The organism is Martelella sp. UBA3392, from assembly GCF_002358775.1.
Classification (GTDB): domain Bacteria; phylum Pseudomonadota; class Alphaproteobacteria; order Rhizobiales; family Rhizobiaceae; genus Martelella; species Martelella mediterranea.
The window spans coordinates 9,296-31,467 of record NZ_DEPM01000165.1; the positions used below are offsets into that span (position 1 = coordinate 9,296).

The window sequence follows — 22,172 nt, forward strand, 5'->3', positions numbered from 1 at the left end:
GCGCAGCTCGACGACATCGCCGCCGAGATTTCGACCTTCGAGCGCCGCGCCATGGCCGCCGAGCGCGAGACCGTGGACCGGCTGATCGCGCATCATCTGGCGGGTCGCATCGGCGAGAGTTTCGATGGCCGCGTGGCCGGCGTCACCCGCTCCGGCCTGTTCATCGCCCTGCCGGAATATGGCGCCGACGGCTTTGTCCCCGTTTCTACGCTTGGTAGCGACTATTTCGTCCATGACGAGGTGCGTCAGGCGCTGGTCGGCGAAAAGACCGGGCTCGGCTATCAGCTCGGCGATGATGTCGAGGTGCAGCTCGTGGAAGCCATTCCGCTGGCCGGCGCGCTCAGATTCGAGATGCTGAGCTCGGGCAAGAAACTGCCGACGGCGACCCGCTCCTTCCACAAGTCGAAGCGCGGCCGCCCGATGCGCGGCGGAAGGCCGGGGCGGCGCTAGATTCGGCCCGGCGATCAAACCGGCACGGCGCTTGCCTTTTGGGACCGTGTCGGATATAGGCACTGCGTTCGCGCAGACACCCTTGGAGGCAGCGCGAATGAGTGCCGGCAACGGCGCTCCGCTTTGCGGCTTTCAGATATCGCCGCAAAACGCTCCGCACACAACCGAAAGGAATTGCTATGAGCAACACCAACTCTGTGCTCACGGCCGAAGCGCGCGAACGGGTCGGTAAGGGGTCCGCCCGGGAACTGCGTCGCAATGGCATGGTACCGGCCGTAATCTACGGCGACAAACAGCCCCCGGTTTCAATTTCGATCTCGCGCAACGAGATCACGAAGCTTATCTTCGGCGGTGGTTTCATGACGACCACCTTCAACGTCGAAGTCGGCAAGGACAAGTACATGGTCCTGCCGAAGGACTATCAGCTCGATCCCGTCCGCGATTTCGTCATGCATGTCGATTTCCTGCGCATTTCGGAAAAGAGCATCGTGACCGTCGCCGTTCCGGTTCACTTCATCAATGATGAAACCTGCCCCGGCATCAAGAAGGGCGGCGTGCTCAACATCGTGCGTCACGAAGTCGAGTTCCACTGCCCGGCGAACGCCATCCCCGACAGCATCACGGTCGATCTCGGTTCGGCCCAGCTCGGCGACAGCATCCACATTTCGTCGGTCGACCTGCCGAAGAACGTGACGCCGGTCATCACCGACCGCGACTTCACCATCGCCACCATCGCAGCGCCGGCCGGCCTCAAGTCCGACGACGAAGAAGCGCCCGAGGCCGATGAGGTTGAAGCGACCGCACAGTCTGACGACGACAATTCCGACGAGAATTGATCCCGTCCAGGACAGGCAATCAGGGACCGCGGGCGAAAGCTCGCGGTCTTTTATTGTAAGCGCCGACTAAAATACACTTGCCAACCCTGTTGCCAAAGCGTTTAATATCAGTGTTTTAAGTCTGTCGGCTGCGCCTTGCCCCGCCGGGAAAGCGTGTTTCAAGCCTTTGGATATCGGCACATCTCCCCTTGGGATCAGCAATCAATGCGTCAGGCAGGAGCGCGCTCTGTGTTACGCCGTCAGTTGAGCAGAACGAATATGATAGCGCTTTCATGCGGGATAGCGCTTGCCTCCACGATGATGCTGACCGCACTTCTCGGACTTTGGGTCGCGGAGAAGCGGCGGGTTGAAGCGAGGGATTACATTGCCGACCTGGCAAGCTCGGTAGCGCCGGCGATCAGGGCCGCCGACAGCCGCTCCATTCACGAGATCGCCACAGCGCTTGTGAATACATCCGTCATCAGAAAGCTTGAAATCACCAGCCGAACCGGCCTGCTTGAGCTGATCGTGAGAGATGAAAACCTGACGCGTCGTCAGGAGCGGAACCTGCTCGCCTACGCCCAGCCGGTCGACTTTACGCGCCAGGCAGGCGGAACAGGGCAATTGTCGTTCTATTTTGCCGACCCCACATTCTGGAGCACCTGGATCCTGCGCGGCATCTGCCTGTTCGCGGCGGTGGCGCTGGCCCTGCTCGTCTGGCGGGCGCCGCCGGCCCTGGCGGACAGCGCCTTCAAACGCGAATTGCTTGAAGGCCGCATGCGGCGGCGGCGGCGGCGGGCGAAGCTGAACAGGTTCTCGCGCAGTTTTGCCTTGTCGGAACGCAAGTCGCTGCCGGCCACCACCGCTTTCGGCGAATTGTTCGAAAGCGAAAGCGAAATGGTCGTTCTGATTTCGGTCACCGGCCAGATCGTAGACGCCAGCCATGGCTGGCTGACCGCGGGCGGATACCGGCGCGAGAAGGTCTTGAACGTTCACATGACCGAGTTCATCGCCGACCCCGACCGCCGCATGGTGGCCGACCGGCTGGAGCGGATGCGATCTTCGGGACTGTCGCAGGCGGGCACGCTGAAATATCTGCGCGCCGATGGCAGCAGCATCGATATCTGGTTTTCCGCCGTTCCCGTCTCCACGCCCGATGGCGACAATTTCATACTCGCCGTCATCCGGGAGCTCCCCGAGATATCGGGCAGCGCGGATGCGCACACGCCGCTTCTCACCGATCCCCTGACCGGGCTTTTGAACAGGATGGGGTTCGAGCGGGCTCTGGATCGCCTGCTGGCAAACCCCGACCGGGACGTGATCTGTGTTCTGGTCGATTTCGACCGTTTCAAGACCATTGTCGACCACCACGGGTTCCGCACCGGAGAGGAGGTCTTGCGCGGTTTCGTCAAGCGGCTGACCCCGGCACTGGATGAAATGACCGCCGCCGCGCGCCTAGGGGGCGATGAATTCGCCTTCGTGCTTGCCGGTCCAGATGCCAAGGCGCGGGCCGAGGCGCTCGCCAGCGCCATCCAGGATGCGATCTATCTGCCCTTCATCGTGAAGACGGCCTCGATCACGACCAATGTCAGCACCGGCATCGCCTGCGCGCCGGACCACGCCACCGATGGCACGGATCTGCTGCGGCTTGCCACAATCGCGGTTTCGGTTCAGAAGAACGCCGGCCGCCACGGAACGCTGTGGTTCGAGCCGGAAATGTTCGCCAACGCCAGAAGGCGCGCGGAAACCGAGGCGCATCTGCAAAGGGGTATCGAGGAGAACCTGTTCGAGCCGCACTTCCAGCCCATCATCAGCTTCGCCGGCGGAGCAACGATCGGCTTCGAGGCGCTGATCAGGATAAACCACCCCGAAAAGGGCGTGATCATGCCCGGCGAATTCATCGCGATCGCTGAGGAGACCGAGCAGATCGTTCCGGCCGGACGCCAGTTCTTTGCAAAAACGCTTGCGGGTTTCCGGCAGATCAGCAGGGCGTTGCGCAATGATGCGCTTTATCTCGCCGTGAACCTCTCACCGGTGCAGCTCACCCCCGACATGATCGATTTCATGGCCGAGAAGCTCGACGCCTTCAGCATCGATCCGGCACGCCTGACCGTCGAGATCACCGAGGCGGTGTTTCTGGAAGACAGCGAGCGGATCCGCGCGAGCCTGCAGAAGCTGCGATTGATGGGTTGCCGACTGGCGCTTGATGACTTCGGCACCGGCTATTCGTCACTCTCCTATCTCTCGCGCCTGCAGGTGGACGTGATCAAGATCGACCAGTCGTTCACCCGTAACCTCACCGATCACGACGCCGCCGTCGCCAGCCGGTCGCGACGCCTGATCGAGGGGATCGCCGCCATTTCGCTCAATATGGGCTGCCAGATGGTGGCGGAAGGCGTCGAGAACGGGGAACAGGCGCGACAAGTTCACGCCATCGGCGCTCAATACGGCCAGGGCTATCTCTATTCCCGACCGCTCTCTCTTGCCGCTACCATCGCAAAGCTTTCCAGCGGTTGACACCGGCGACGAAAACCGGTTGTTGAGAACCGGTTTTCACGACAGGACAGTCCCATGCTCATCATCGCGGGCCTCGGCAATCCGGGCAGCCAATATGAAGGCAATCGCCACAATATCGGCTTCATGGCCGCCGATGCGATCGCCGAAAAGAACGGCTTCTCGCCCTGGTCGAAGAAGTTCAAGGGGCTGATCGCCGAAGGCAGCCTTGCCGGCGAGAAGGTGCTGATCATCAAGCCCCAGACCTTCATGAACCTTTCCGGCGAAAGCGTGGGCGAGGCCATGCGCTTCTACAAGCTGACGCCGGCTGATCTGATCGTGATCTACGACGAACTGGACCTGATGCCGGGCAAGGCCCGGATCAAGACCGGCGGCGGCTCAGGCGGCCATAACGGCATCAAGTCGATCGACGCGCATTGCGGCAATGACTATCGCCGCCTGCGGCTGGGCATCGGCCATCCCGGCAGCAAGGAACGCGTCCACGGCCATGTTCTGGGCGATTTCGCCAAGGCTGATTCCGAATGGCTGGAGCCGCTGCTCTCGGCACTCGCGGAAAATGCCGATCTTCTGGTGCGCGGCGAGGATTCAAAGCTGATGAACAAGCTTGCCCTTTCCGGCGGTGCTGCGCCCGCAAAACCGGAACCGAAAGCCGCACCCGCCCGCAAGGGCCAGTCACATATCCACAAGGCCCGTCAACGCGGCCAACAGGCCGTGCCGGAACGCGGCCCGATGGCCGATATGCTGAAAAAGCTGCTCGGCCCGAAGAAGGACTGAACCGGCCTACTCTTCAGGCTCGGTCTTGAACATCAGCGGAAAGCCGATTTCCTTGGCAAGATCAACCGCTTCCTTCGCCTTGGTCTCGGCGATATCGCGGGTGTAGACGGCGACGACGCAACTGCCTTTCTGGTGGGCGGTGATCATGACCTTGTAGCCCTGATCCTCGCTCATGCGGAAAACCGCCTTCAGCACCACCAGCACGAATTCGCGCGGCGTATAGTCATCGTTGACGAGAATGACCTTGTAGAGCCGCGGCTTTTCAACCTTCGGGACGGTTTTGGTCTTGCGTTTGGTATCGGCGCCCGTATCGCTCACGCGCTTGCTCTCTGATTTGGTCACTGATGAGGATTGTGTTGCCGGCGGCGGCCATTCATCGCGGCACCCGACGATGTGCCTATTTTGCGCTTTCAGCGGCATTTTCGCAAGGGCCGGGGCGAGAAAAGCCCGGTTTCGTCGATCGAGCCTTGACCTTGGCGGCCTAGATCGCCCATAGCCACAGGCCAGAAGCGAATTCACGAAACAGGATATTTCCATGGGTTTCAAATGCGGAATTGTCGGCCTGCCCAATGTCGGCAAATCGACCCTTTTCAACGCGCTGACGAAGACCGCCGCGGCGCAGGCCGCCAATTACCCGTTCTGCACGATCGAGCCCAATACCGGCGAAGTCGCCGTGCCCGACGAGCGCATGGCCGCGCTGGCGAAAATCGCTGGCTCCAAGGAAATCATCCCGACCCGCATCTCCTTCGTCGACATTGCCGGCCTGGTGCGCGGCGCCTCAAAGGGCGAAGGGCTCGGCAACCAGTTCCTCGCCAATATCCGCGAGGTCGACGCCGTGGTCCACGTGCTGCGCTGTTTCGAGGATGACGACATCACCCATGTCGAGGGCAGGATCGACCCGGTGGCCGATGCCGAAACCATCGAGACCGAGCTGATGCTCGCCGACCTCGAAAGCCTGGAACGGCGCGCCGACCAGACCCGCAAGCGCGCGACCGGCAAGGACAAGGAGGCGCTGGCCGTGCTGCCGGTGATGGAAGCCTCGCTGAAGCTTTTGCAGGACGGCAAGCCGGTGCGCAGCCTTCTCGCGACCCTTGACCCCGAGGACCTGAAGATCCTGAAGGCGCTCAACCTTCTGACCTCCAAGCCGGTGCTTTACGTCTGCAATGTCGCCGAGGGCGATGCCGCGAACGGCAATGAGCACACCAAGGCCGTCGCCGAAATGGCGGCCGGCCAGGCAGCCGAAACCGTGATCATCTCGGCGGCGATCGAGGCCGAGGTGGCCCAGCTCGAGGCAGAAGAAGCCGAGATGTTCCTCTCTGAAATGGGCCTTGAGGAGCCCGGCCTCGACCGGCTGATCCGCGCCGGCTACAAGCTGCTTGACCTGATCACCTATTTCACCGTCGGGCCGAAGGAAACCCGCGCCTGGACCATCCGCCGCGGCACCAAGGCCCCGGCGGCCGCCGGCGTGATCCACACCGATTTCGAACGCGGCTTCATCCGCGCCCACACCATCGCCTATGACGACTACATCGCCTTCAACGGCGAAACCGGCGCCAAGGAAGCGGGCAAGGCTCGCGACGAAGGCAAGGAATATGTCGTCGCCGACGGCGACGTGATCCACTTCCGGTTTAATACCTGAGCGCGTCCAGGAAAAGTGGATACCGATTTTCCGTCCGGACGCGCATAAAACAAACAGATAGAGCATTTCCGGCTTTCACCGGAAATGCTCTAGAATGTCGCGACCGCTGCGGCTGGCTTGCGACAGTCAGCGGCGGTGCGCCTCGGCATAGGCCCTCAACACGGCCTGCATCTGCGTCAAATGGCCCTTGCCATCCGCCTGCTCGTAAAAAAACTGGAAGACATCCGGATCAAGTTTGAGGTGGACCGACCTCTTTGTGGCCGGCGCTTTGACCTTGGCTTTCTTCCAGAAATCGGCGCCAAGGCTCTCGCCCTCGACTGCGTCGGCGCGGTTTGCGAGTTCACCTCTATCCTTCCTCGCCCTGAGTTCGGCGAGCGATGCTCGCTTCATAGATGGCCCGTTCATCTCGGCCTCCTTTCCAGGCTGTAATCAGGCGGCAAATGCCACGGCGCTCTGTATGCACCACAACGAAACATTCGCCGTCCACCATCCCAAGGGAAATCTCGCGGGTTTCGCCGTAATCCTGACGGTCATCAATGCGGGTTAGCACCCAGCCTTCAAAAATAAGTGCGGCATGGAGCAGATCAATCCCCCGCTCGTCGATCACCCGCAGCCGCTTGCTCTCATCCCACTCGAATTCCAACCCAGTCCCCCGGATTTGATCCAAGTTATGTGTACACGAATTATGTACACTCTACAATAGCGGCGCTTGAAGTCGCCCCTCCCCTGCGCCACATTGCAGTCATCCAGTGAGCATCCGGGGGACGGACATGAGCGTTTATGATTTTACCGCGAAGAGCATAACCGGCGAGGACGTGAGCCTTGCCGATTTCAGGGGCCATGTGCTACTGATCGTCAACACAGCCAGCAAATGCGGGTTCACGCCGCAATATGAAGGGCTGGAGATGTTGCACAGGAAATACAAGGATCAGGCCTTCGCGGTGCTCGGTTTTCCGTGCAACCAGTTCGGCGGTCAGGAGCCTGGCGCGGAAGATGAGATCGCCGAATTCTGCAAGACCCAGTTCGACATCGACTTCCCGATGTTCGCCAAGGTCGATGTGAATGGCGACGATGCCCATCCGCTGTTCAAATATCTGAAGAAGGAACGCCCCGGCCTTCTTGGCTCCGGCATGATCAAATGGAATTTCACCAAATTCCTGATCGGCCGCGACGGCGAACCGATCAAGCGCTATGCCCCGACCGAAAAGCCGGAGGATATCCAGGACGATATCAACGACGCGCTGGCGAAAGCGGCCTGAGGCCGCGTCGCGCTGCCAATTTTTACTGGGTGACGCCCGTCGTGAAAGGTCGGGTCACGAAGACAGCAGGCTTAGACCGTCTCAGTGCCCCTCATACTCCACCAGCGAGCGCACCTCGACATCCATCGCCTCGAGCTTCTTGCGGCCCGGAAGGTCCTTCAGGTCGATGATGAAGCAGGCGGAGACGATCTCGGCGCCCATCTGGCGCAGCAGCTTGACCGCGCCTTCGGCGGTGCCGCCGGTGGCGATCAGGTCGTCGCACAGAATTACCTTCTCGCCAGGCCGGATGGCGTCGACATGCATCTCCATCGTGTCCTCGCCATATTCGAGCTGATAGGCCATGGAGACGGTCTTGTCGGGCAGCTTGCCCTTCTTGCGGATCGGCACGAAACCGGCGGATAGCTGGTGCGCCAGCGCGCCGCCCAGAATGAAACCGCGCGCCTCGATGCCCGCGATCTTGTCGATCTTCATCCCGACATAGGGCTGCACCAGCTCATCCACGGCCCGGCGAAAGGCGCGGGCATCGCCCAGCAGGGTCGTGATATCGCGAAAGATGATGCCGGGCTTGGGATAATCCGGGATCGAACGGATCGCGGCGGCCAGTTCGGGGTTCGAATTCATTGTCAAAGGTCCTTTCGTCGTGCCAGACCGAACACATTAAAAAGGCGGCTGCCGCCGCCTTTTCCTGCTTATGCAAAACGTCGAGAAATCAATGCGGCTTGCGCGCGTAGATCGATTTCTTCGTCAGGTAGACCAGAACCGTCAGGATCACAAGAAAGACCATGACCGTAAGACCGGTCTGCTTGCGCGCCTCGAGCTTGGGCTCCGCCGTCCACATCAGGAATGCCGATATATCCTTGGCATACTGATCGAGCGTTTCCGGCGAGCCGTCCTCATAGGTGACGATCCCATCGGAAAGCGGCGGGGCCATCGCCAGAGCCGCGGCATTGGCGAAATACGGGTTGTAATGGCCGCCCGCCGGAACCTCGACGCCTTCCGGCGGCTCTTCATAGCCGGTCAGCAGCGAATAGATATAGTCCGGTCCGCCTTCCTGATACTGCGTGAACATATCGAACACGAAGGTCGGAAAACCGCGGGTGATGCCGCGCGCCTTCGCCATCAGCGACAGATCGGGCGGGGCAGCGCCATTGTTGGAGGCGGCGGCCTGTTCGGCATTGGCAAACGGCGCCGGGAAATAGTCCGACGGGATGCCCGGCCGCATATACATGTTGCCGTCATTGTCCGGACCGGCCTCGATCTCGTATTCGGCCGCGAAGGTCTTCACCTGATCTTCCGAATAGCCGAGATCGGTCAGCGTGCGGAAGGCCACGAGGTCCATCGAGTGACAGGCCGAGCACACTTCCTTGTAGACCTTCAGCCCGCGCTGAAGCTGGGCGCGGTCATAGGTGCCGAGCGGGCCGGAGAAGCTCCATTCCATGTTGTGCGGATGCTTCAGCGGATAATGCGGCGTGCCGCCTTCGTGTCCCTCCTCCTCGGCCGCCATGGCGCCCGTCAGACAGACGGGCGTCATCAGCGCTGCGAACAGGATGCGGGTAACAAGTTTCTTCATGATATTTCCCCCGCCCTTCACACGCCGGAACCGGCTGGCTTTTTCCGGGCGGCTTCCTTTTCAAGCACCGCCTCGGTGATGGAATTCGGTATCCTGGTCGGCTTCTCGATAAGCCCCAGAACCGGCATGATGACGAGGAAGAACCCGAAATAATAGAGCGTGCCGAGCTGCGACAGCACCACGAATATGCCTTCGGCCGCCTGCGAGCCGAGCCAGCCGAGCATGATCGCGTTGGCGACGAACAACCAGAAGAACAGCTTGTACCACGGACGGTAGGCAGCAGAACGCACCTTGGACGTATCCAGCCAGGGCAGGAAGAAAAGGATCAGGATCGAACCGAACATCACCAGAACGCCGCCGAGCTTGGAGTCGATCGGACCGACATTGAAGGTGATGGCGCGCAGCATGGCGTAGAACGGAAGGTAGTACCATTCCGGAACGATATGCGACGGCGTCTTCATCGAGTCGGCCGGAATGTAGTTGTCCGGATGCCCGAGGAAGTTCGGCATGTAGAAGATGAACCAGGCATAGACGATCAGGAACACGGTCACGCCGAGTGCATCCTTGACGGTCGCATAGGGCGTGAAGGCGACGGTGTCGCTCTTCTGCTTGACCTCGATCCCGGTCGGGTTGGTCTGCCCGGTCACGTGCAGCGCCCAGATATGCAGGATCACGACGCCGGCGATCATGAACGGCAACAGGTAGTGCAGCGCGAAGAAACGCTGCAGCGTTGGCTCGCCAACGGCAAAACCGCCGAGGAGGAGTTGCTGCACCCAGTCGCCGATCAGCGGGAAGGCGGTGAAGAAGCCGGTGATGACGGTGGCGCCCCAGAACGACATCTGCCCCCAGGGCAAAACATAGCCCATGAAGCCGGTTGCCATCATCAACAGGTAGATCACCACGCCGAGCATCCAGAGGATTTCGCGCGGCGCCTTGTAGGAGCCGTAATAAAGCCCGCGGGCGATGTGCAGGTAAACGGCGATGAAGAAGAACGACGCGCCATTGGCATGCATGTAGCGCAGCAGCCAGCCGTAGTTGACGTCGCGCATGATCTTCTCGACGGAGAGGAAGGCGGCGCCGGTGGAGGCGGTATAGTGCATGGCCAGCACCACGCCGGTGGCGATCTGCACGATCAGCATCACCGACAGCATGGCGCCGAACGTGTAGGCGTAGTTCAGATTACGCGGCACCGGGTAGGTGACGAAGCTGTCGTAAAGCATGCGGGGCAGCGGCAGACGCGAATCCACCCATTTCGACACGCCGTTCGACGGCACATAGCTTGAGTGTCCACTCATGAAACAGTCTCTCCCCCTCAACCGATCGTGATCACGGTATCGGCCGTAAATTCGTATAGCGGAATGGCGAGGTTCTGCGGCGCAGGCCCCTTACGGATACGGCCGGCCGTATCGTAATGCGAGCCATGACAGGGACAGAACCATCCGCCGAAGTCACCGGCCTGGCCGAGCGGTATGCAGCCGAGATGGGTGCAGGAACCGATCATCACGATCCAGTTTTCCTTGGTTTCTCCGGCCGAGCGATCGAGGTCGGTCGCGGGCGAGCCTGAGGGCAGGTTCTCGTTGCGCGCTTCCGGATCCTTCAGGTCGGAAAGCGGGACGGCCTTGGCCTCCTCGATTTCCTGTTCCGTGCGATTGCGGATGAAAACCGGCTTGCCGCGCCACTTCACCGTCAGCGACATGCCGGGTTCGAGGCTCGATACATCCACTTCCACTGTCGATAGCGCAAGGGTCGACGCGTCGGGTCGCATCTGGTCGATAAACGGCCAGGCGACCGCCGCGGCCCCGACGGCTGCGGCCATTCCGGTAGTCAGATAAAGAAAATCGCGCCGGGTCGGTTCGCCGGAATGATCCGTCGAAACAATCTCGTCTTGCACCGCTGTCCCTCCATAGCTGATGCCGCTGCCACCGAGGACCGTCCTTCCTCCGCATGTCTACCCGCGAAGGCGCGTGGCAGCGTCCATTTGATCCGCCAAGTTTTATGCATGTTCATCAACGATGTCCAGTGTTTGACGGATTTCAATCACAAGCAAAAGGCCAAGCCTTCGCGCGTCCCCAAAATGCGAGCGGCAAAGACGCGACCGACGCGCCCCGAAGCATCACTCTTCCGTATCGAATGACGGCAGAAAGCCGCCGGACTGCCGCTCCCACAGCGAGGCGTAAAGCCCTTTCTTCTCGATCAGTTCGCCATGGGTTCCCTGTTCGACGATGCGGCCCTTGTCCATCACGATCAGCCGGTCGAGGGCCGCGATCGTCGACAACCGGTGGGCGATCGCCAGCACGGTCTTGCCCTCCATCAGCTTCATCAGATTGGACTGGATCGCCGCCTCCACTTCCGAATCAAGCGCCGATGTGGCCTCGTCGAGCACCAGGATCGGCGCATTCTTCAGCATCACGCGGGAAATCGCGATGCGCTGGCGCTGGCCGCCCGAAAGCTTCACGCCGCGCTCGCCGACATGGGCATCGAGCCCCTTGCGGCCGCGCAGATCGGAAAGATCGGCGATGAAGCTGTCTGCCTCGGCCCGCTCCGCCGCCTCCCACAGCCTGTCGTCATCGGCGTCCTGGCTGCCGAAGCGGATATTGTCGCGGATGGCGCGGTGCAAAAGGCCGGTATCCTGCGTCACCATGCCAATATGGGCGCGCAGGCTTTCCTGCGTGACATCGGCAATGTTCTGGCCGTCAATCAGGATCCGGCCGCCGTCGACGTCGTAAAACCTGAGCAGGAGATTCACCAGCGTCGACTTGCCGGCCCCCGACCGCCCGACAATGCCGACCTTCTCACCGGCCCCGATCGTGAGCGACAGATTGCGGATCACCGGACCCGCGCCGTCATAGCCGAAGGCCACGTTCTCGAAGCGGATTTCGGGATGACTGACCGTCAGTTCCGCCGCGTCCGGTCTGTCGACAAGCCCGATCGGCTGGGCGATCATTTCGGCGGAGTTCTGGATCGTGCCGATCGCGCGCATGATGCCGTTGAGCTGCATCATCAGCCGCCCGAGCAGCATCGAGAGCCTCAGCGCGAGACCGAGCGTGAAGGCGACCGCGCCGGAGGAAATATCACTGGTGAACCAGAGCTGGACGGACAATGCCGCAATCGCGGTGATCATCACGCCGGAGAGCAGGTTGAGCGCTGCCCGAACCCCGGTGATCAGGCGGGTGAATTTCTGGATCTGGGCGATCAGCCGGAGGAAGCCCTGGCGGATATAGGTGTCATTGCCTTCGTCGCTGCCGAACAATTTCAGCGTCAGGATATTGGAAAACGAATCGACCAGCCGGCCGGACATCATCGAGTTGACCTCGGCCAGTTCCTTGGCGTTGTGACGGATGCGCGGCACGAAATACCGCGCCAGGATAGCGAATATCGCGATCCACAGCGCGATCAGCGCCGCAAGCCGCCAGTCCAGCGCCGCCACCAGCGCCATGGTCGAGATCGTGTAGATCGCCATGAACCAGACGACCTGCAGGAGCGAGGACATCAGGTCACCGATCGACTGGCCGGCGGCCGAAACCTTGGTAACGATCCGGCCGGCGAAATCGTTCTGGAAGAAGGTGAGCGACTGGCGCGCCACATATCGATAGGACTGCCAGCGCACCAGATTCTGGAACCCCGGCGTGATCGTCTGCTCCTCGACCAGCATCGACGCCGAAAGAAGCGTCACGCGCACCACGATCATGGCAAAGGCCATGCCGATAAGCGCCCAGCCATGGGCCGCCATCAGGCCCGACCAGCCGGCCTCGCGCGAGGTTTCATCGAGAATGTTGATCAGCACACCCATGAACCAGAACGACGCCGTCTCCATCAGCGCAGCGCCGCCGCCGAGCACCAGCATGGTAAAAAACGGCCATTTCGCCTGCCGCAGATAGAACCAGGTGAATCCGAGCAGCGTGTCCGGCGGCTGCTCCACAGGCCGGTCGGCGAGCGGATCGATCCAGTTTTCGAAGATGCGGACAATGCGACGGAAAATCATAATCGAGCCTTACAGGGATTCGCCGTTCGCGAAAATGCCATTCAACGCGAACCGGGCCCGCCTTTCAGCGGGCCCGGCTCATCTTATTCAGCGGCGGTGTCGGCAATGAGGTCTTCGTCACCGCCGAGGAATCCGCCGGACTGGCGGCGCCACAGGTCGGCATAGATGCCGTGACCGTTGGCGAGTTCCTCATGCGTGCCCACCTCGACGATCTCGCCCTTGTCGAGCACGACCAGACGGTCCATCTCGGTCAGCGTCGACAGCCGGTGGGCGATCGCGATCACCGTCTTGCCTTCCATCAGCCCGAACAGGCTTTCCTGGATGGCGGCCTCGACTTCCGAATCGAGCGCCGAGGTCGCCTCGTCCAGCACCAGGATCGGCGCGTCCTTCAGGAACACGCGCGCGATCGCGATGCGCTGACGCTGGCCGCCGGACAGCTTGACGCCGCGTTCGCCGACATGCGCCTCGAGCCCGGTCCGGCCGTGCATGTCGCTCAATCCCTGGATGAACTCCCAGGCATTGGCGCGCTTGGCCGCCGCGATCACCTGCTCGTCGCTCGCGCCGGGGCGGCTATAGGCGATGTTGTCGCGGATCGAGCGGTGCAGCAGCGAGGTATCCTGCGTCACGACGCCGATATTCTCCCTGAGGCTGTCCTGCGCCACCTTCGACACATCCTGGCCATCGATGGTGATCCGCCCGCTCTCCAGATCGAAGAAGCGCAACAGCAGGTTCATCATCGTGGTCTTGCCCGCGCCGGAGCGGCCCACGAGACCGACCTTTTCGCCCGGCTTGATCGTGAGCGACAGACCTTCGATCACGCCGCCCTTCTTGCCATAATGGAAGGAGATATTGTCATAGACGATCTCGCCTTTCTTGACGGTCAGGGCCGGAGCATTCTCGACATCGGTGAGTTCGTGCTTCTTGGTCATCATCGCCATGCCGTCATAGACGGTACCGATGTTTTCAAAAAGCCCGGTCACTTCCCACATGATCCACTGCGACATGCCGCCGATGCGCATCACCAGACCGAGCGTCAGGGCGATGGCGCCAACGGTGATCGTGTCCTGCATCCAGAAATGGATCGCAAGTGCCGCAACCGAGAACAGAGCGATCGCGTTGTTGATATAGACGAGGATCTGGAACTGGGTCACCCGGCGCATCTGCCGGTAAACGGTATCCAGAAACCCGTCCATGCCTTCCTTCGAGAACTGCTCCTCGCGGCCCGCATGGGAAAACAGCTTCACCGTTGCGATATTGGTGTAGCTGTCGACCACGCGGCCCGTCATCAGCGAACGCGCATCGGCCTGCTCCGCCGAGATCCTTCTGAGCCTGGGAATGAAGTACCACAGCAATATGCCGTAGATCACCAGCCATACCAGAAGCGGAATCACCAGACGTCCGTCGGCCGCAGCGACGACGAAGATCATCGACCCGAAATAGCTCACCACATAGACGAACATATCGAGCGTCTTCATCACCGTTTCGCGAACGGCAAGCGAGGTCTGCATCACCTTCTGCGAGACCCGCCCGGCGAACTCGTTGGCATAGAAGTTCATCGAATGGCGCAGGACATAGCGGTGCATCTGCCAGCGGCCGATCATCGGCAGGTTGGGCATCAGCGCCTGATGGATCAGCAGCGACGAGAAGGCGGTCAGCAGCGGCAGCCCGACAAGCACCAGCGCGCCCATGAAGAACAGATGCCAGCCCTCATCCGCGAGGAAGGTCTCGCGGTCGGCGGTCGACAGCCAGTTGACGATGTCGCCGAGGAACTGGAACAGATAGACTTCCGCAAAGGCGACCGTGGCCGCAACCACCGACATCAGAATAAGCCAGGGCGCTGCCGGCTTGGAATAATGCCACAGGAAGGGGAACAGCCCCTTGGGCGGCGTGTCGGGCACTTCCGTAGGATACGGATTCAGGCGGGTTTCAAACCAGCGAAACATGATCGGACTCCAATAGGTCTCCTCGAGCCCAAAACGGCGGCACACAGGCGCACAGACACGGGACGAGACGGAGACTGGAACAGCGGCCAAACGATAAGGGCCGCAACAGTTGGGATTGATTATCTAGGAATTATAAGAGGCGTGTGAAAGGTCACGCGAGCCGACGTGGTGGGACGCGGAGCAACACGGTGCTGCTGACAATCATCATGCGGTCGCTCCTCTGCCGGCGTTGAAAACGGAGCCGCTTATACGCCCGCCGCCGAATTTTGACCAGCGTCAATCGACAATTACGTGGAGATTGCGTGGCAGTGTTGCCGGTGGGCAACGGGAGTGATCAGTGCCATCAACGCTGGTTGTGTATGGCGCGCGCCGCTTGAAAGTTGCGGCCAAATGTCCGAAACCGCGACATGAGAGCAGTTCCGCGGACGTCAGGCGTTTCCACCTGACTGCGAAACGCTCCAGGCCCCGCGCCGCGAGTTGGACAGGAAGACTGCCTATGCAAGGTTTCAAAGCCGGTTGGTATCGCAAGCTCGCGCTTATGACGCCGTACAAGCCATGGCACCATTGCCTGCGCATTTCGCTCGGCACCGGCCTGCCGCTGCTCGCCGGCGTTCTTTCCGGCGACATCGCTCCGTTTCTCTATGCCGCGCTCGGCGCGTTCCTGACCGAGGTCACGACCCGGCTCGGCCCCTATCGCGAGCGATTCCGGATGATCGCGATCTCAACCGCGATCGGCGCCATCGGATGCCTGATCGGACCGGTGATTGCCGGTCACGGCCCGATGACCCTACTCATTCTGGTGCTCGTCGGCCTCGCCTCCGGCATCATCAGCAGCTATGGCGCAGCGTTTTCAACCGGCGCGCTTTACATGCTGGTGCTCGCCATCGTTCATGCCAGCACACCGGGCAGCATGCCGGCATGGGCGGTCGGCGCCTGTTTCGTCGCGGGTGCCGCCCTGGTCACGGCCATGCTCGCGATCGACGCCCTTGCCGACCACGACAGGCCCGAACGCATATTGCGCGCAAACCTCATCCGCGCGCTGGCCCAATTGGCCCGCGCCAGGGACCGCACCGCCGCCGAGACCGCCCGCCGCGCCGTGACCGACCAGACCAAGGCCGCGTATGACATGCTGATCGAGAAGCGCAGCCACGACGCCGGCCGCACGCGGGACATGGCACGCAGCGCCAACATGCTGTCGCTCGCCCATCAGCTGACCATGGCGATCATCGGCGCGCACCGCGACCCCAAGGCCCGGCAGGCGGCGGCCGACATGCTGGACGCCGTGGCAAACGCGCACGAGGCCAATGGTCGCCAGCCCTCTCTGGAAGGCGATGGCGAACTCGCCCGGCTGTGCCGCCAGCTCTCCGATACACTCTGGCGAACGAATACTGTCGAACGCGGGTCAGCCGATGCGACCCGCCGCCACGTGCTGCATCTCTCGCGCGCCGCGTTGCAGACCGGCCTGCGCAAGCTTATCGTCGGGCGCGAGGTCATCGACGCCGCGCTACGGCTTGCGCTTTGCATCGGCATTGCGGAAATCGCCGGACGCTTCGTCTCCGGCGATCATGCCTATTGGGTGCCGATCACCGTCGCCATCATCATGAAACCCGATTTCGGATCGGTGTTCGTACGCGCCGTCCACCGCAGCATCGGCACCGTCATCGGCGTGCTGATCGGGATGGCGCTGATCAAGCTGATCCCCGACCGGCTCGGGCTGGTCGCCGCCATCGCCGTGCTTGCCGCTCTCCAGCCATTGGCGGCACTGCGCAGCTATGCCGCGAAGGTCGTGCTGCTAACCCCCGTGGTCCTGCTCATGATCGAGATCGCGGTTCCCGCGGCGCCATTTCATTATGGCCTTCAACGGCTTGACGACACCCTGGTCGGCGCGGCGATCGTGCTCATTTTCGGCTACCTGATCTGGCCTCGCTCCCAGGGCATCAGGATCGCGAGCGCCTTTGCGGCATCAAACCAGGCCGTAGCGGATTTTCTCGCCGCAGCCTCCGGCAGTGGCGCGGAAAGCGTTGGCAAAAACCTCGGAGAAAAGGAGTTTGCCGCCTATCGCAAGCTTTCCGACCTGCGCACCCAGCTTCAGAAACTGAGCGCCGAACCGCCACCGGCGGGCCGCGAGGCCGCATCGTGGTTTCCCGCCATCGTTGGCGCGGAACGGCTCTGCGATGCGATTTCCGCCTATGCCGACGGGTGCAAACGCGGCGAGCCGCCGCCGGATCCGGAACGGATCACCCGCGCCCAACAGGCGATGGCCGATCTGAGGGCCCATGTGCCGCAACCAACGCGCATCGAGAAAACCGACCGGTTCACCGCCGTGGAAGCCGAAATCGACTGGCTTGGCGACTATCTGCGCAACCTGCCATCCGCGTGACCGCGACCCTTTCCGTCTCTCAGAGAGAGCCGTCCTTCATGTAGGACTGCGGCGGCACGCCGAAATGTCGGCGGAAGGCGGCAACGAAGGCGCTCACGCTTTGATAGCCGAGCCGCCCGGCGATCTCCGTGCTGCTTCTTCCGTGGCCGAGATCGTTGACCGCCTCCATCAGCCTGAGCCGGCTCCGCCATTCGGAAAAGCTGAACCCGGTCTCGCGGCGGAACAGACGCTCGAGCGTACGCACGCCCGCGCCCGAAGAACGCGCCATTTCCTCAAGGCTGGCATGGTCATCCGGCCTTTCAAGCAGCCGACCGGTGACGCGCTTGAGGCGCGGATCGCTGCCGGCGGGCAGGCTGAGGGGCGCGGACGGCAGTGTCGCCAGTTCATCGATGATGACCTCTGACAGCCGCGAAAGCCGCTCGTCCTTGTCGGCCGCCTCCTCCAGCGCCAGCGCGCGAAACTTGAGGATCAGATGCCGCATCAGCGCGGTCATGTGCAGAACCTCGCAGGCGCTCTTGCCGACGCGGGTCACGGAGGGGTCGATATAGATGAAACAGGCCGAGACATCGGTTTCCATCGCCACCGCATGCACGACCCCGCCCGGTATCCAGACGCAGTGGCTGGAGGGCGCGAGCCAGTGCGTGCCGCCGGAGCGCACCCGCAATATCCCCTCCTCCGCCCACAAAAGCTGGCCGCGCGGATGAGAATGCGATTCGCGACCGACCTCGCCCGCCTTCCAGCGCCGCACCCGCGCCATGACGGGACGCTCGGGGTCGAGGACCGAACCCGGCGCCTCGTCCTCGAAGAAGTCGTCCTCGAAGAAGATTGTCGGAAACGCGATATCTTTTGGCATCATGTAGCAGTTCCGCAGTTCTTTCCGATCTCATACACTGGCCGAAAGAACAATCCAAAGGCTTATCGATGCCGACCTACAAGAAACTTATCGTCGCGGGCATCGCCATACTGGCGATCATATTCGCATTTTTTCCCGTCTCCTTCATGACCCCGGATCAGGCCCGCACCCTGGGCCTGGTGCTGGTGACGCTCAGCCTCTGGGCGACCGGCCTGGTGCCGCCCTATCTGGCAAGCCTGCTGTTCTTCGTCATCGCCCTGGTGCTGAAACTCGCGCCGCCCGACGTTGTCTTCTCGGGTTTCCATTCGGCCGCGATGTGGCTGATATTCTCCGGGCTACTGGTTGCCGCGGCCATTAAAAGCTCCGGTCTAAGCGAAAAGATCGGTTCCGCTCTGCTCGGACGCTTTTCCGGAAGCTACGTCTTTCTGATATCCGGCATATTCGCGATCTCGATCGTGCTGTCCTTCGTGATGCCCTCGTCGCTCGGGCGGTTCTTCCTGCTCTGGCCGATTGCCGCGGCCCTTGCCGATGGCCTTGGCTTCGAGAAGGGAACGACCGGGCGAACCGCGATTGCCATCGCAGTAACCTTCGGCTGCCATATTCCCGGTTTCGCTCTGCTGCCTTCCAACGTACCCAATCTCGTTCTCGCAGGCGCTGCCCAGACGATCTATGGCATCGACCTTACCTATGCCTCCTACATGGCGCTGCACTTCCCAATCCTGGGGCTTTTGAAAAGCATCATCATGGTCGTGCTGATCGTCCGAATCTTTCCCGATACGCCGAGACCGAAGAGCGACGGCGGCAAGGCGGAGGTCGCCTCGCGTCCGCTTGGCTGGCGGCAATGGTATGTCGTCGTTATTCTCGTCACGACGCTCGCCTTCTGGATGACTGATACGTTACACGGCATCAATCCGGCCTGGGTCGGTATCGCTGCCTCGATCGCGCTGCTATGGCCTGGCGTGGGGCCGGTCGGGCCTGCCGAATTCGACAAGCATGTGAATTTCAGCGTATTGCTGTTCATGGGCGGTTTTCTGGCGCTTGGCGCCGTCGTCAATTTCACCGGTCTCGGGATCGTGATCGCCCATGGCATGGAACGCTTCCTGCCGCTCGAACCCGGCCAGGATTTTCTGAACTTCATGTCTTTGTCGCTGATCGCCTTCGTGGTCGGCATCATATCGATCCTGCCCGGCGTGCCCGCCGTCCTGACCCCGATGGCGGGCGAACTGGCGGAACTGACCGGCTTCAGCGTGATGGCGGTCTTGATGACGCAGGTCATCGGCTTCTCGACCATCCTGTTTCCCTACCAGTCCGCGCCGTTGATGGTCGGCATGCAGGTGACTGAGCAGCCGGTGGCCAAACTGATGAAGATCCTCCTGCCGCTGGCGGCGATCACCGCGCTGATCCTGGTTCCCCTCGACTTCCTGTGGTGGAGACTTCTTGGGGTCATCTGAGGCTTGAGGCACCCGGCATTCCGACATAGACAATGCCCATGACCCTGCGCATTGCCCTTTACCAGCCGGATATCGCCGGCAATACCGGCACGATCCTCAGGCTCGCCGCCTGCCTCGGCCTTGCCGTCGATATCATCGAGCCAGCGGGGTTCGCGCTGTCCGACCGGAACCTCAAGCGGGCGGGACTGGATTATATCGCGAGCGCCGTCCTGACCCGGCATGTCGACTGGGAGGCCTTCGAGGCCTTCCGGCGCGATAGCGGCCGGCGTCTGGTACTGGCCTCTACAAAGGCAAGTGTCGGCCATACCGAATTCGCCTATCGGCCGGACGATATCCTGCTGTTCGGCCGCGAGAGCGCCGGCGTTCCGGACCATGTCCATAAGGCCGCCGACCATCGGGTTCGGATCCTGATGGCTGAGGGGCAGCGTTCGATCAATCTGGCGGTATCGGCGGGCATCGTCGCGGCCGAGGCGATGCGCCAGACGGGTGGCTTCGAGAGGCTTTCCTGACCGCGATCAGTCGGCGGAGGAGAGCCGCCGCATGGTGAATTCGATCCGGTCGTCGCCGGTCACGCGCCAGCTTTCAACCTCGGTCCAATAGGCCGCCTTGGGATAGCTCTGGAACCACTCGCGCGCCTTGGCGCGGGCATCCTCGCGGGCGAGGCAATAACGCTCGCGCACGAACCCGTCGCTCTTCTCCCGCGCCCGGTGTTCCCGGATGCGTTTTTTGAGCCCCGCCATTGAAGGCGGCTTTGGAACATTGGCCATCACGCTATCCTTCATTCTTCAAAGAAGATAAGGTTTTCATCTGATCTTTGCGAGTCAAATCAAAAGCCCGGGTCAACGGGCGTTTCAGTCTTGAGTGGAGTGCATCTATGGAACGGCCGCAATTGCCCGTGGGTCTGCCGGACGACATCGAAGACAAAAAAGCCGCCTCAAAGGCCTGGTTCGAAAGCCTCCGGGACACGATCTGCGCCGGCTTCGAGGCCCTGGAACGCGAGCTGACGGGCCCGATGAGCGATCTCGAACCCGGCCGTTTCGAGGTCAAGGACTGGACCCGCGAAAATGGAGAGGGCGGCGGCCGGATGTCGACCATGCATGGCCGCGTGTTCGAGAAGGCGGCAGTGCACACCTCGACCGTCGAAGGAACGTTTTCCGCCGAGATGGCCGCCAACATGCCGGGCGTCGACGAGGAGACGCGCTATTGGGCCAGCGGCATCTCGCTGATCGCCCATCCCGTCAACCCGCATGTGCCGGCCGTGCACATGAACACCCGCATGATCGTCACCAAGAGCTGGTGGTTCGGCGGCGGCGCGGATTTGACGCCCGTGCTTTCCCGCAGGCGCAAGCAGGAAGACCCCGACAGCATGTTGTTTCACCGGGCCATGGAGATCGCCTGCAACCGCCATCAGGCGGTGATCGACTACAAGAAGCTGAAGACATGGTGCGACGAGTATTTCTACCTGCCCCACCGCAAGGAAGCGCGCGGCATTGGCGGGGTGTTCTTCGACTGGCAGCATTCGGCGGATGACAAGGGCGGGCTCGATGCCGATTTCGCCTTCGTTCAGGATATCGGCCGGGCGTTCAATCTGGTCTATCCGCGGATCGTGCGCTCCAACTTCAATCACGAATGGACGTCGGAGGATCGCGACGAGCAGTTGATCCGCCGCGGGCGCTATGTCGAGTTCAACCTGCTTTACGATCGCGGAACCGTTTTCGGCCTGAAAACCGGGGGCAATATCGAGGCAATCCTGTCCTCGCTGCCGCCTGTCACGAGATGGCCTTAATCCTAAATCGTTACAGTTAATTTTTTATCAAACTATCGCCTTGTTCACCTTGCATTCATAGGGTCGTTGCACCACGTCAGTAAAAGACTTGATTGTAAACTTGTTCGGGAGGAGCTGAACAATGACGAAGAAAGTCGAAATCAAGGAATACAGGCATAAACAGGACGACCAGAAGCCGAAACCGCGCAAGGTTGCGGCCTCTGAGGAGAATGCGCGTACGGGCCATATCGCCCACCTGCATCGCCGGCCCTGCGAGGGTTCGGCCGTGTTTGAAACCTGGGCCCGGCACTAAGACAGGGAGCCGTGAATGACGGCTCCGATCGGGCCAGCCGCGACCCGCGGCGCTCAGCAAAGACCTCCCGGTCCTTGCCGGCTGGGAGGCCAACCACAAGGAGGAAGCCATGAAACGCTTTGATTGCGGTTCACTCGTGCCCGGTTGCACCTTTCATGCCAGTGCGGACGAGGAGGCGGAAGTCGTCCGTCGCGCCGTCGAGCATATGAGGACAACCCATGGCGAGACCATTATTCGCGAGAATATGGTCGACAACATCAAGGCGCGTATCAAGGACGAGGAAAAGGTCTAGGCCTTATCCTTGCGAAGCGCGTCGAGCCGGGCGGCGAGCGCTGCCCGGTCGGCCTTGAAATCGCCTTCGATCCACCAGTCTTCCAGCTTTTTCATATAGTCGCCGACCGCCGGCCCCGCCGGTACGCCGGCAGCGACGATGTCGCCGCCCGAAAACGGCATTTGCGGCTTTT

At 61.6% G+C, this 22,172-nt stretch carries 23 protein-coding genes; 12 read left to right on the forward strand and 11 right to left on the reverse strand.

Translation table 11 applies throughout. The features are described from left to right. From B4E36_RS12485 to pth, 4 genes are all read left to right on the forward strand, one after another. On the forward strand, nt 1-450 hold a 450-nt coding region (locus B4E36_RS12485), incomplete at its 5' end, for a S1 RNA-binding domain-containing protein (protein ID WP_345900410.1). 179 nt (nt 451-629) lie between these two features. Continuing rightward, on the forward strand, nt 630-1,286 hold the full coding sequence (locus B4E36_RS12490; protein ID WP_292059107.1) for a 50S ribosomal protein L25/general stress protein Ctc: 657 nt from the start codon (nt 630-632) through the stop codon (nt 1,284-1,286). A 258-nt stretch (nt 1,287-1,544) separates the two neighbouring features. Beyond that, nucleotides 1,545-3,782, forward strand: a complete 2,238-nt coding sequence (locus B4E36_RS12495; protein WP_292059109.1) for a putative bifunctional diguanylate cyclase/phosphodiesterase — start codon at nt 1,545-1,547, stop codon at nt 3,780-3,782. Between the two features lie 54 nt (nt 3,783-3,836). After that, nucleotides 3,837-4,553, forward strand: a complete 717-nt coding sequence (pth, locus tag B4E36_RS12500) for an aminoacyl-tRNA hydrolase (protein ID WP_292059111.1) — start codon at nt 3,837-3,839, stop codon at nt 4,551-4,553. Nucleotides 4,554-4,559: 6 nt separating this feature from the next. On the opposite strand, the gene clpS is transcribed toward pth, so the two are convergent. Beyond that, complete coding sequence (clpS, locus tag B4E36_RS12505) at nt 4,560-4,871, reverse strand: ATP-dependent Clp protease adapter ClpS (RefSeq protein ID WP_292059112.1); 312 nt, start codon at nt 4,869-4,871, stop codon at nt 4,560-4,562. Between the two features lie 217 nt (nt 4,872-5,088). Between clpS and ychF the strand changes: the two genes are divergently transcribed. Next, entirely contained in the window at nt 5,089-6,192 is a 1,104-nt protein-coding gene (gene ychF / locus B4E36_RS12510; RefSeq protein ID WP_292059113.1) for a redox-regulated ATPase YchF, read from the forward strand. Nucleotides 6,193-6,318: 126 nt separating this feature from the next. On the opposite strand, the gene B4E36_RS12515 is transcribed toward ychF, so the two are convergent. Together B4E36_RS12515 and B4E36_RS12520 are read right to left on the reverse strand one after the other, a co-directional pair. Beyond that, nucleotides 6,319-6,597 carry a BrnA antitoxin family protein gene (locus tag B4E36_RS12515; RefSeq protein WP_345900411.1) on the reverse strand — a complete coding sequence of 93 codons (279 nt, stop codon included), beginning with the start codon at nt 6,595-6,597 and terminating at the stop codon, nt 6,319-6,321. Continuing rightward, a complete protein-coding gene (locus B4E36_RS12520; RefSeq protein ID WP_292059116.1) occupies nt 6,539-6,835 on the reverse strand; it encodes a BrnT family toxin in 297 nt (98 codons plus the stop codon). Before B4E36_RS12520 ends, B4E36_RS12515 begins: the two co-directional genes overlap by 59 nt. Before the next feature lie 127 nt (nt 6,836-6,962). Here B4E36_RS12520 and B4E36_RS12525 point away from each other — a divergent pair, with 127 nt between their 5' ends. After that, a complete protein-coding gene (locus B4E36_RS12525; RefSeq protein ID WP_292059117.1) occupies nt 6,963-7,451 on the forward strand; it encodes a glutathione peroxidase in 489 nt (162 codons plus the stop codon). A gap of 81 nt (nt 7,452-7,532) precedes the next feature. On the opposite strand, the gene B4E36_RS12530 is transcribed toward B4E36_RS12525, so the two are convergent. The 6 genes from B4E36_RS12530 to B4E36_RS12555 form a co-directional block, all read right to left on the reverse strand. Continuing rightward, entirely contained in the window at nt 7,533-8,072 is a 540-nt protein-coding gene (locus tag B4E36_RS12530; protein ID WP_414673757.1) for an adenine phosphoribosyltransferase, read from the reverse strand. A gap of 88 nt (nt 8,073-8,160) precedes the next feature. Further along, the gene (locus B4E36_RS12535) at nt 8,161-9,021 is read right to left on the reverse strand and encodes a cytochrome c1 (RefSeq protein ID WP_292059121.1); all 861 of its coding nucleotides are present in this window, start codon (nt 9,019-9,021) and stop codon (nt 8,161-8,163) included. A gap of 17 nt (nt 9,022-9,038) precedes the next feature. Continuing rightward, nucleotides 9,039-10,316 (reverse strand): cytochrome b, encoded by a 1,278-nt coding sequence (locus B4E36_RS12540; RefSeq protein WP_026173818.1) that lies wholly within the window; start codon nt 10,314-10,316, stop codon nt 9,039-9,041. Nucleotides 10,317-10,333: 17 nt separating this feature from the next. Beyond that, complete coding sequence (petA, locus tag B4E36_RS12545) at nt 10,334-10,912, reverse strand: ubiquinol-cytochrome c reductase iron-sulfur subunit (RefSeq protein WP_292059124.1); 579 nt, start codon at nt 10,910-10,912, stop codon at nt 10,334-10,336. Nucleotides 10,913-11,134: 222 nt separating this feature from the next. Then, entirely contained in the window at nt 11,135-13,000 is a 1,866-nt protein-coding gene (locus B4E36_RS12550; RefSeq protein ID WP_414673758.1) for an ABC transporter ATP-binding protein, read from the reverse strand. 86 nt (nt 13,001-13,086) lie between these two features. Then, nucleotides 13,087-14,946, reverse strand: a complete 1,860-nt coding sequence (locus tag B4E36_RS12555) for an ABC transporter ATP-binding protein (protein ID WP_345900413.1) — start codon at nt 14,944-14,946, stop codon at nt 13,087-13,089. A gap of 496 nt (nt 14,947-15,442) precedes the next feature. Here B4E36_RS12555 and B4E36_RS12560 point away from each other — a divergent pair, with 496 nt between their 5' ends. Beyond that, nucleotides 15,443-17,326: an FUSC family protein gene (locus B4E36_RS12560; protein WP_292059128.1), complete on the forward strand. Its 1,884-nt coding sequence runs from the start codon at nt 15,443-15,445 to the stop codon at nt 17,324-17,326. 19 nt (nt 17,327-17,345) lie between these two features. Here the strand turns inward: B4E36_RS12560 and B4E36_RS12565 are convergent, their stop codons facing one another. After that, a complete protein-coding gene (locus B4E36_RS12565; RefSeq protein WP_292059130.1) occupies nt 17,346-18,182 on the reverse strand; it encodes an AraC family transcriptional regulator in 837 nt (278 codons plus the stop codon). A 65-nt stretch (nt 18,183-18,247) separates the two neighbouring features. Here B4E36_RS12565 and B4E36_RS12570 point away from each other — a divergent pair, with 65 nt between their 5' ends. Next, nucleotides 18,248-19,630, forward strand: coding sequence for an SLC13 family permease (locus B4E36_RS12570; RefSeq protein ID WP_292059131.1), 1,383 nt, complete (start codon nt 18,248-18,250; stop codon nt 19,628-19,630). A gap of 38 nt (nt 19,631-19,668) precedes the next feature. Then, a complete protein-coding gene (locus tag B4E36_RS12575) occupies nt 19,669-20,139 on the forward strand; it encodes a tRNA (cytidine(34)-2'-O)-methyltransferase (protein WP_345900414.1) in 471 nt (156 codons plus the stop codon). 6 nt (nt 20,140-20,145) lie between these two features. On the opposite strand, the gene B4E36_RS12580 is transcribed toward B4E36_RS12575, so the two are convergent. Further along, a complete protein-coding gene (locus B4E36_RS12580) occupies nt 20,146-20,397 on the reverse strand; it encodes a hypothetical protein (RefSeq protein WP_026173821.1) in 252 nt (83 codons plus the stop codon). Nucleotides 20,398-20,504: 107 nt separating this feature from the next. On the opposite strand from B4E36_RS12580, the gene hemF reads away from it, so the two are divergent. The 3 genes from hemF to B4E36_RS12595 all read left to right on the forward strand — a co-directional run bounded on the left by hemF (nt 20,505) and on the right by B4E36_RS12595 (nt 22,000). Then, on the forward strand, nt 20,505-21,416 hold the full coding sequence (gene hemF, locus B4E36_RS12585; RefSeq protein WP_345900415.1) for an oxygen-dependent coproporphyrinogen oxidase: 912 nt from the start codon (nt 20,505-20,507) through the stop codon (nt 21,414-21,416). Between the two features lie 121 nt (nt 21,417-21,537). After that, nucleotides 21,538-21,708 (forward strand): hypothetical protein, encoded by a 171-nt coding sequence (locus tag B4E36_RS12590; RefSeq protein WP_292059137.1) that lies wholly within the window; start codon nt 21,538-21,540, stop codon nt 21,706-21,708. A 109-nt stretch (nt 21,709-21,817) separates the two neighbouring features. Next, nucleotides 21,818-22,000, forward strand: coding sequence for a DUF1059 domain-containing protein (locus tag B4E36_RS12595; RefSeq protein ID WP_018066761.1), 183 nt, complete (start codon nt 21,818-21,820; stop codon nt 21,998-22,000). Nucleotides 22,001-22,172: the final 172 nt, after the last annotated feature.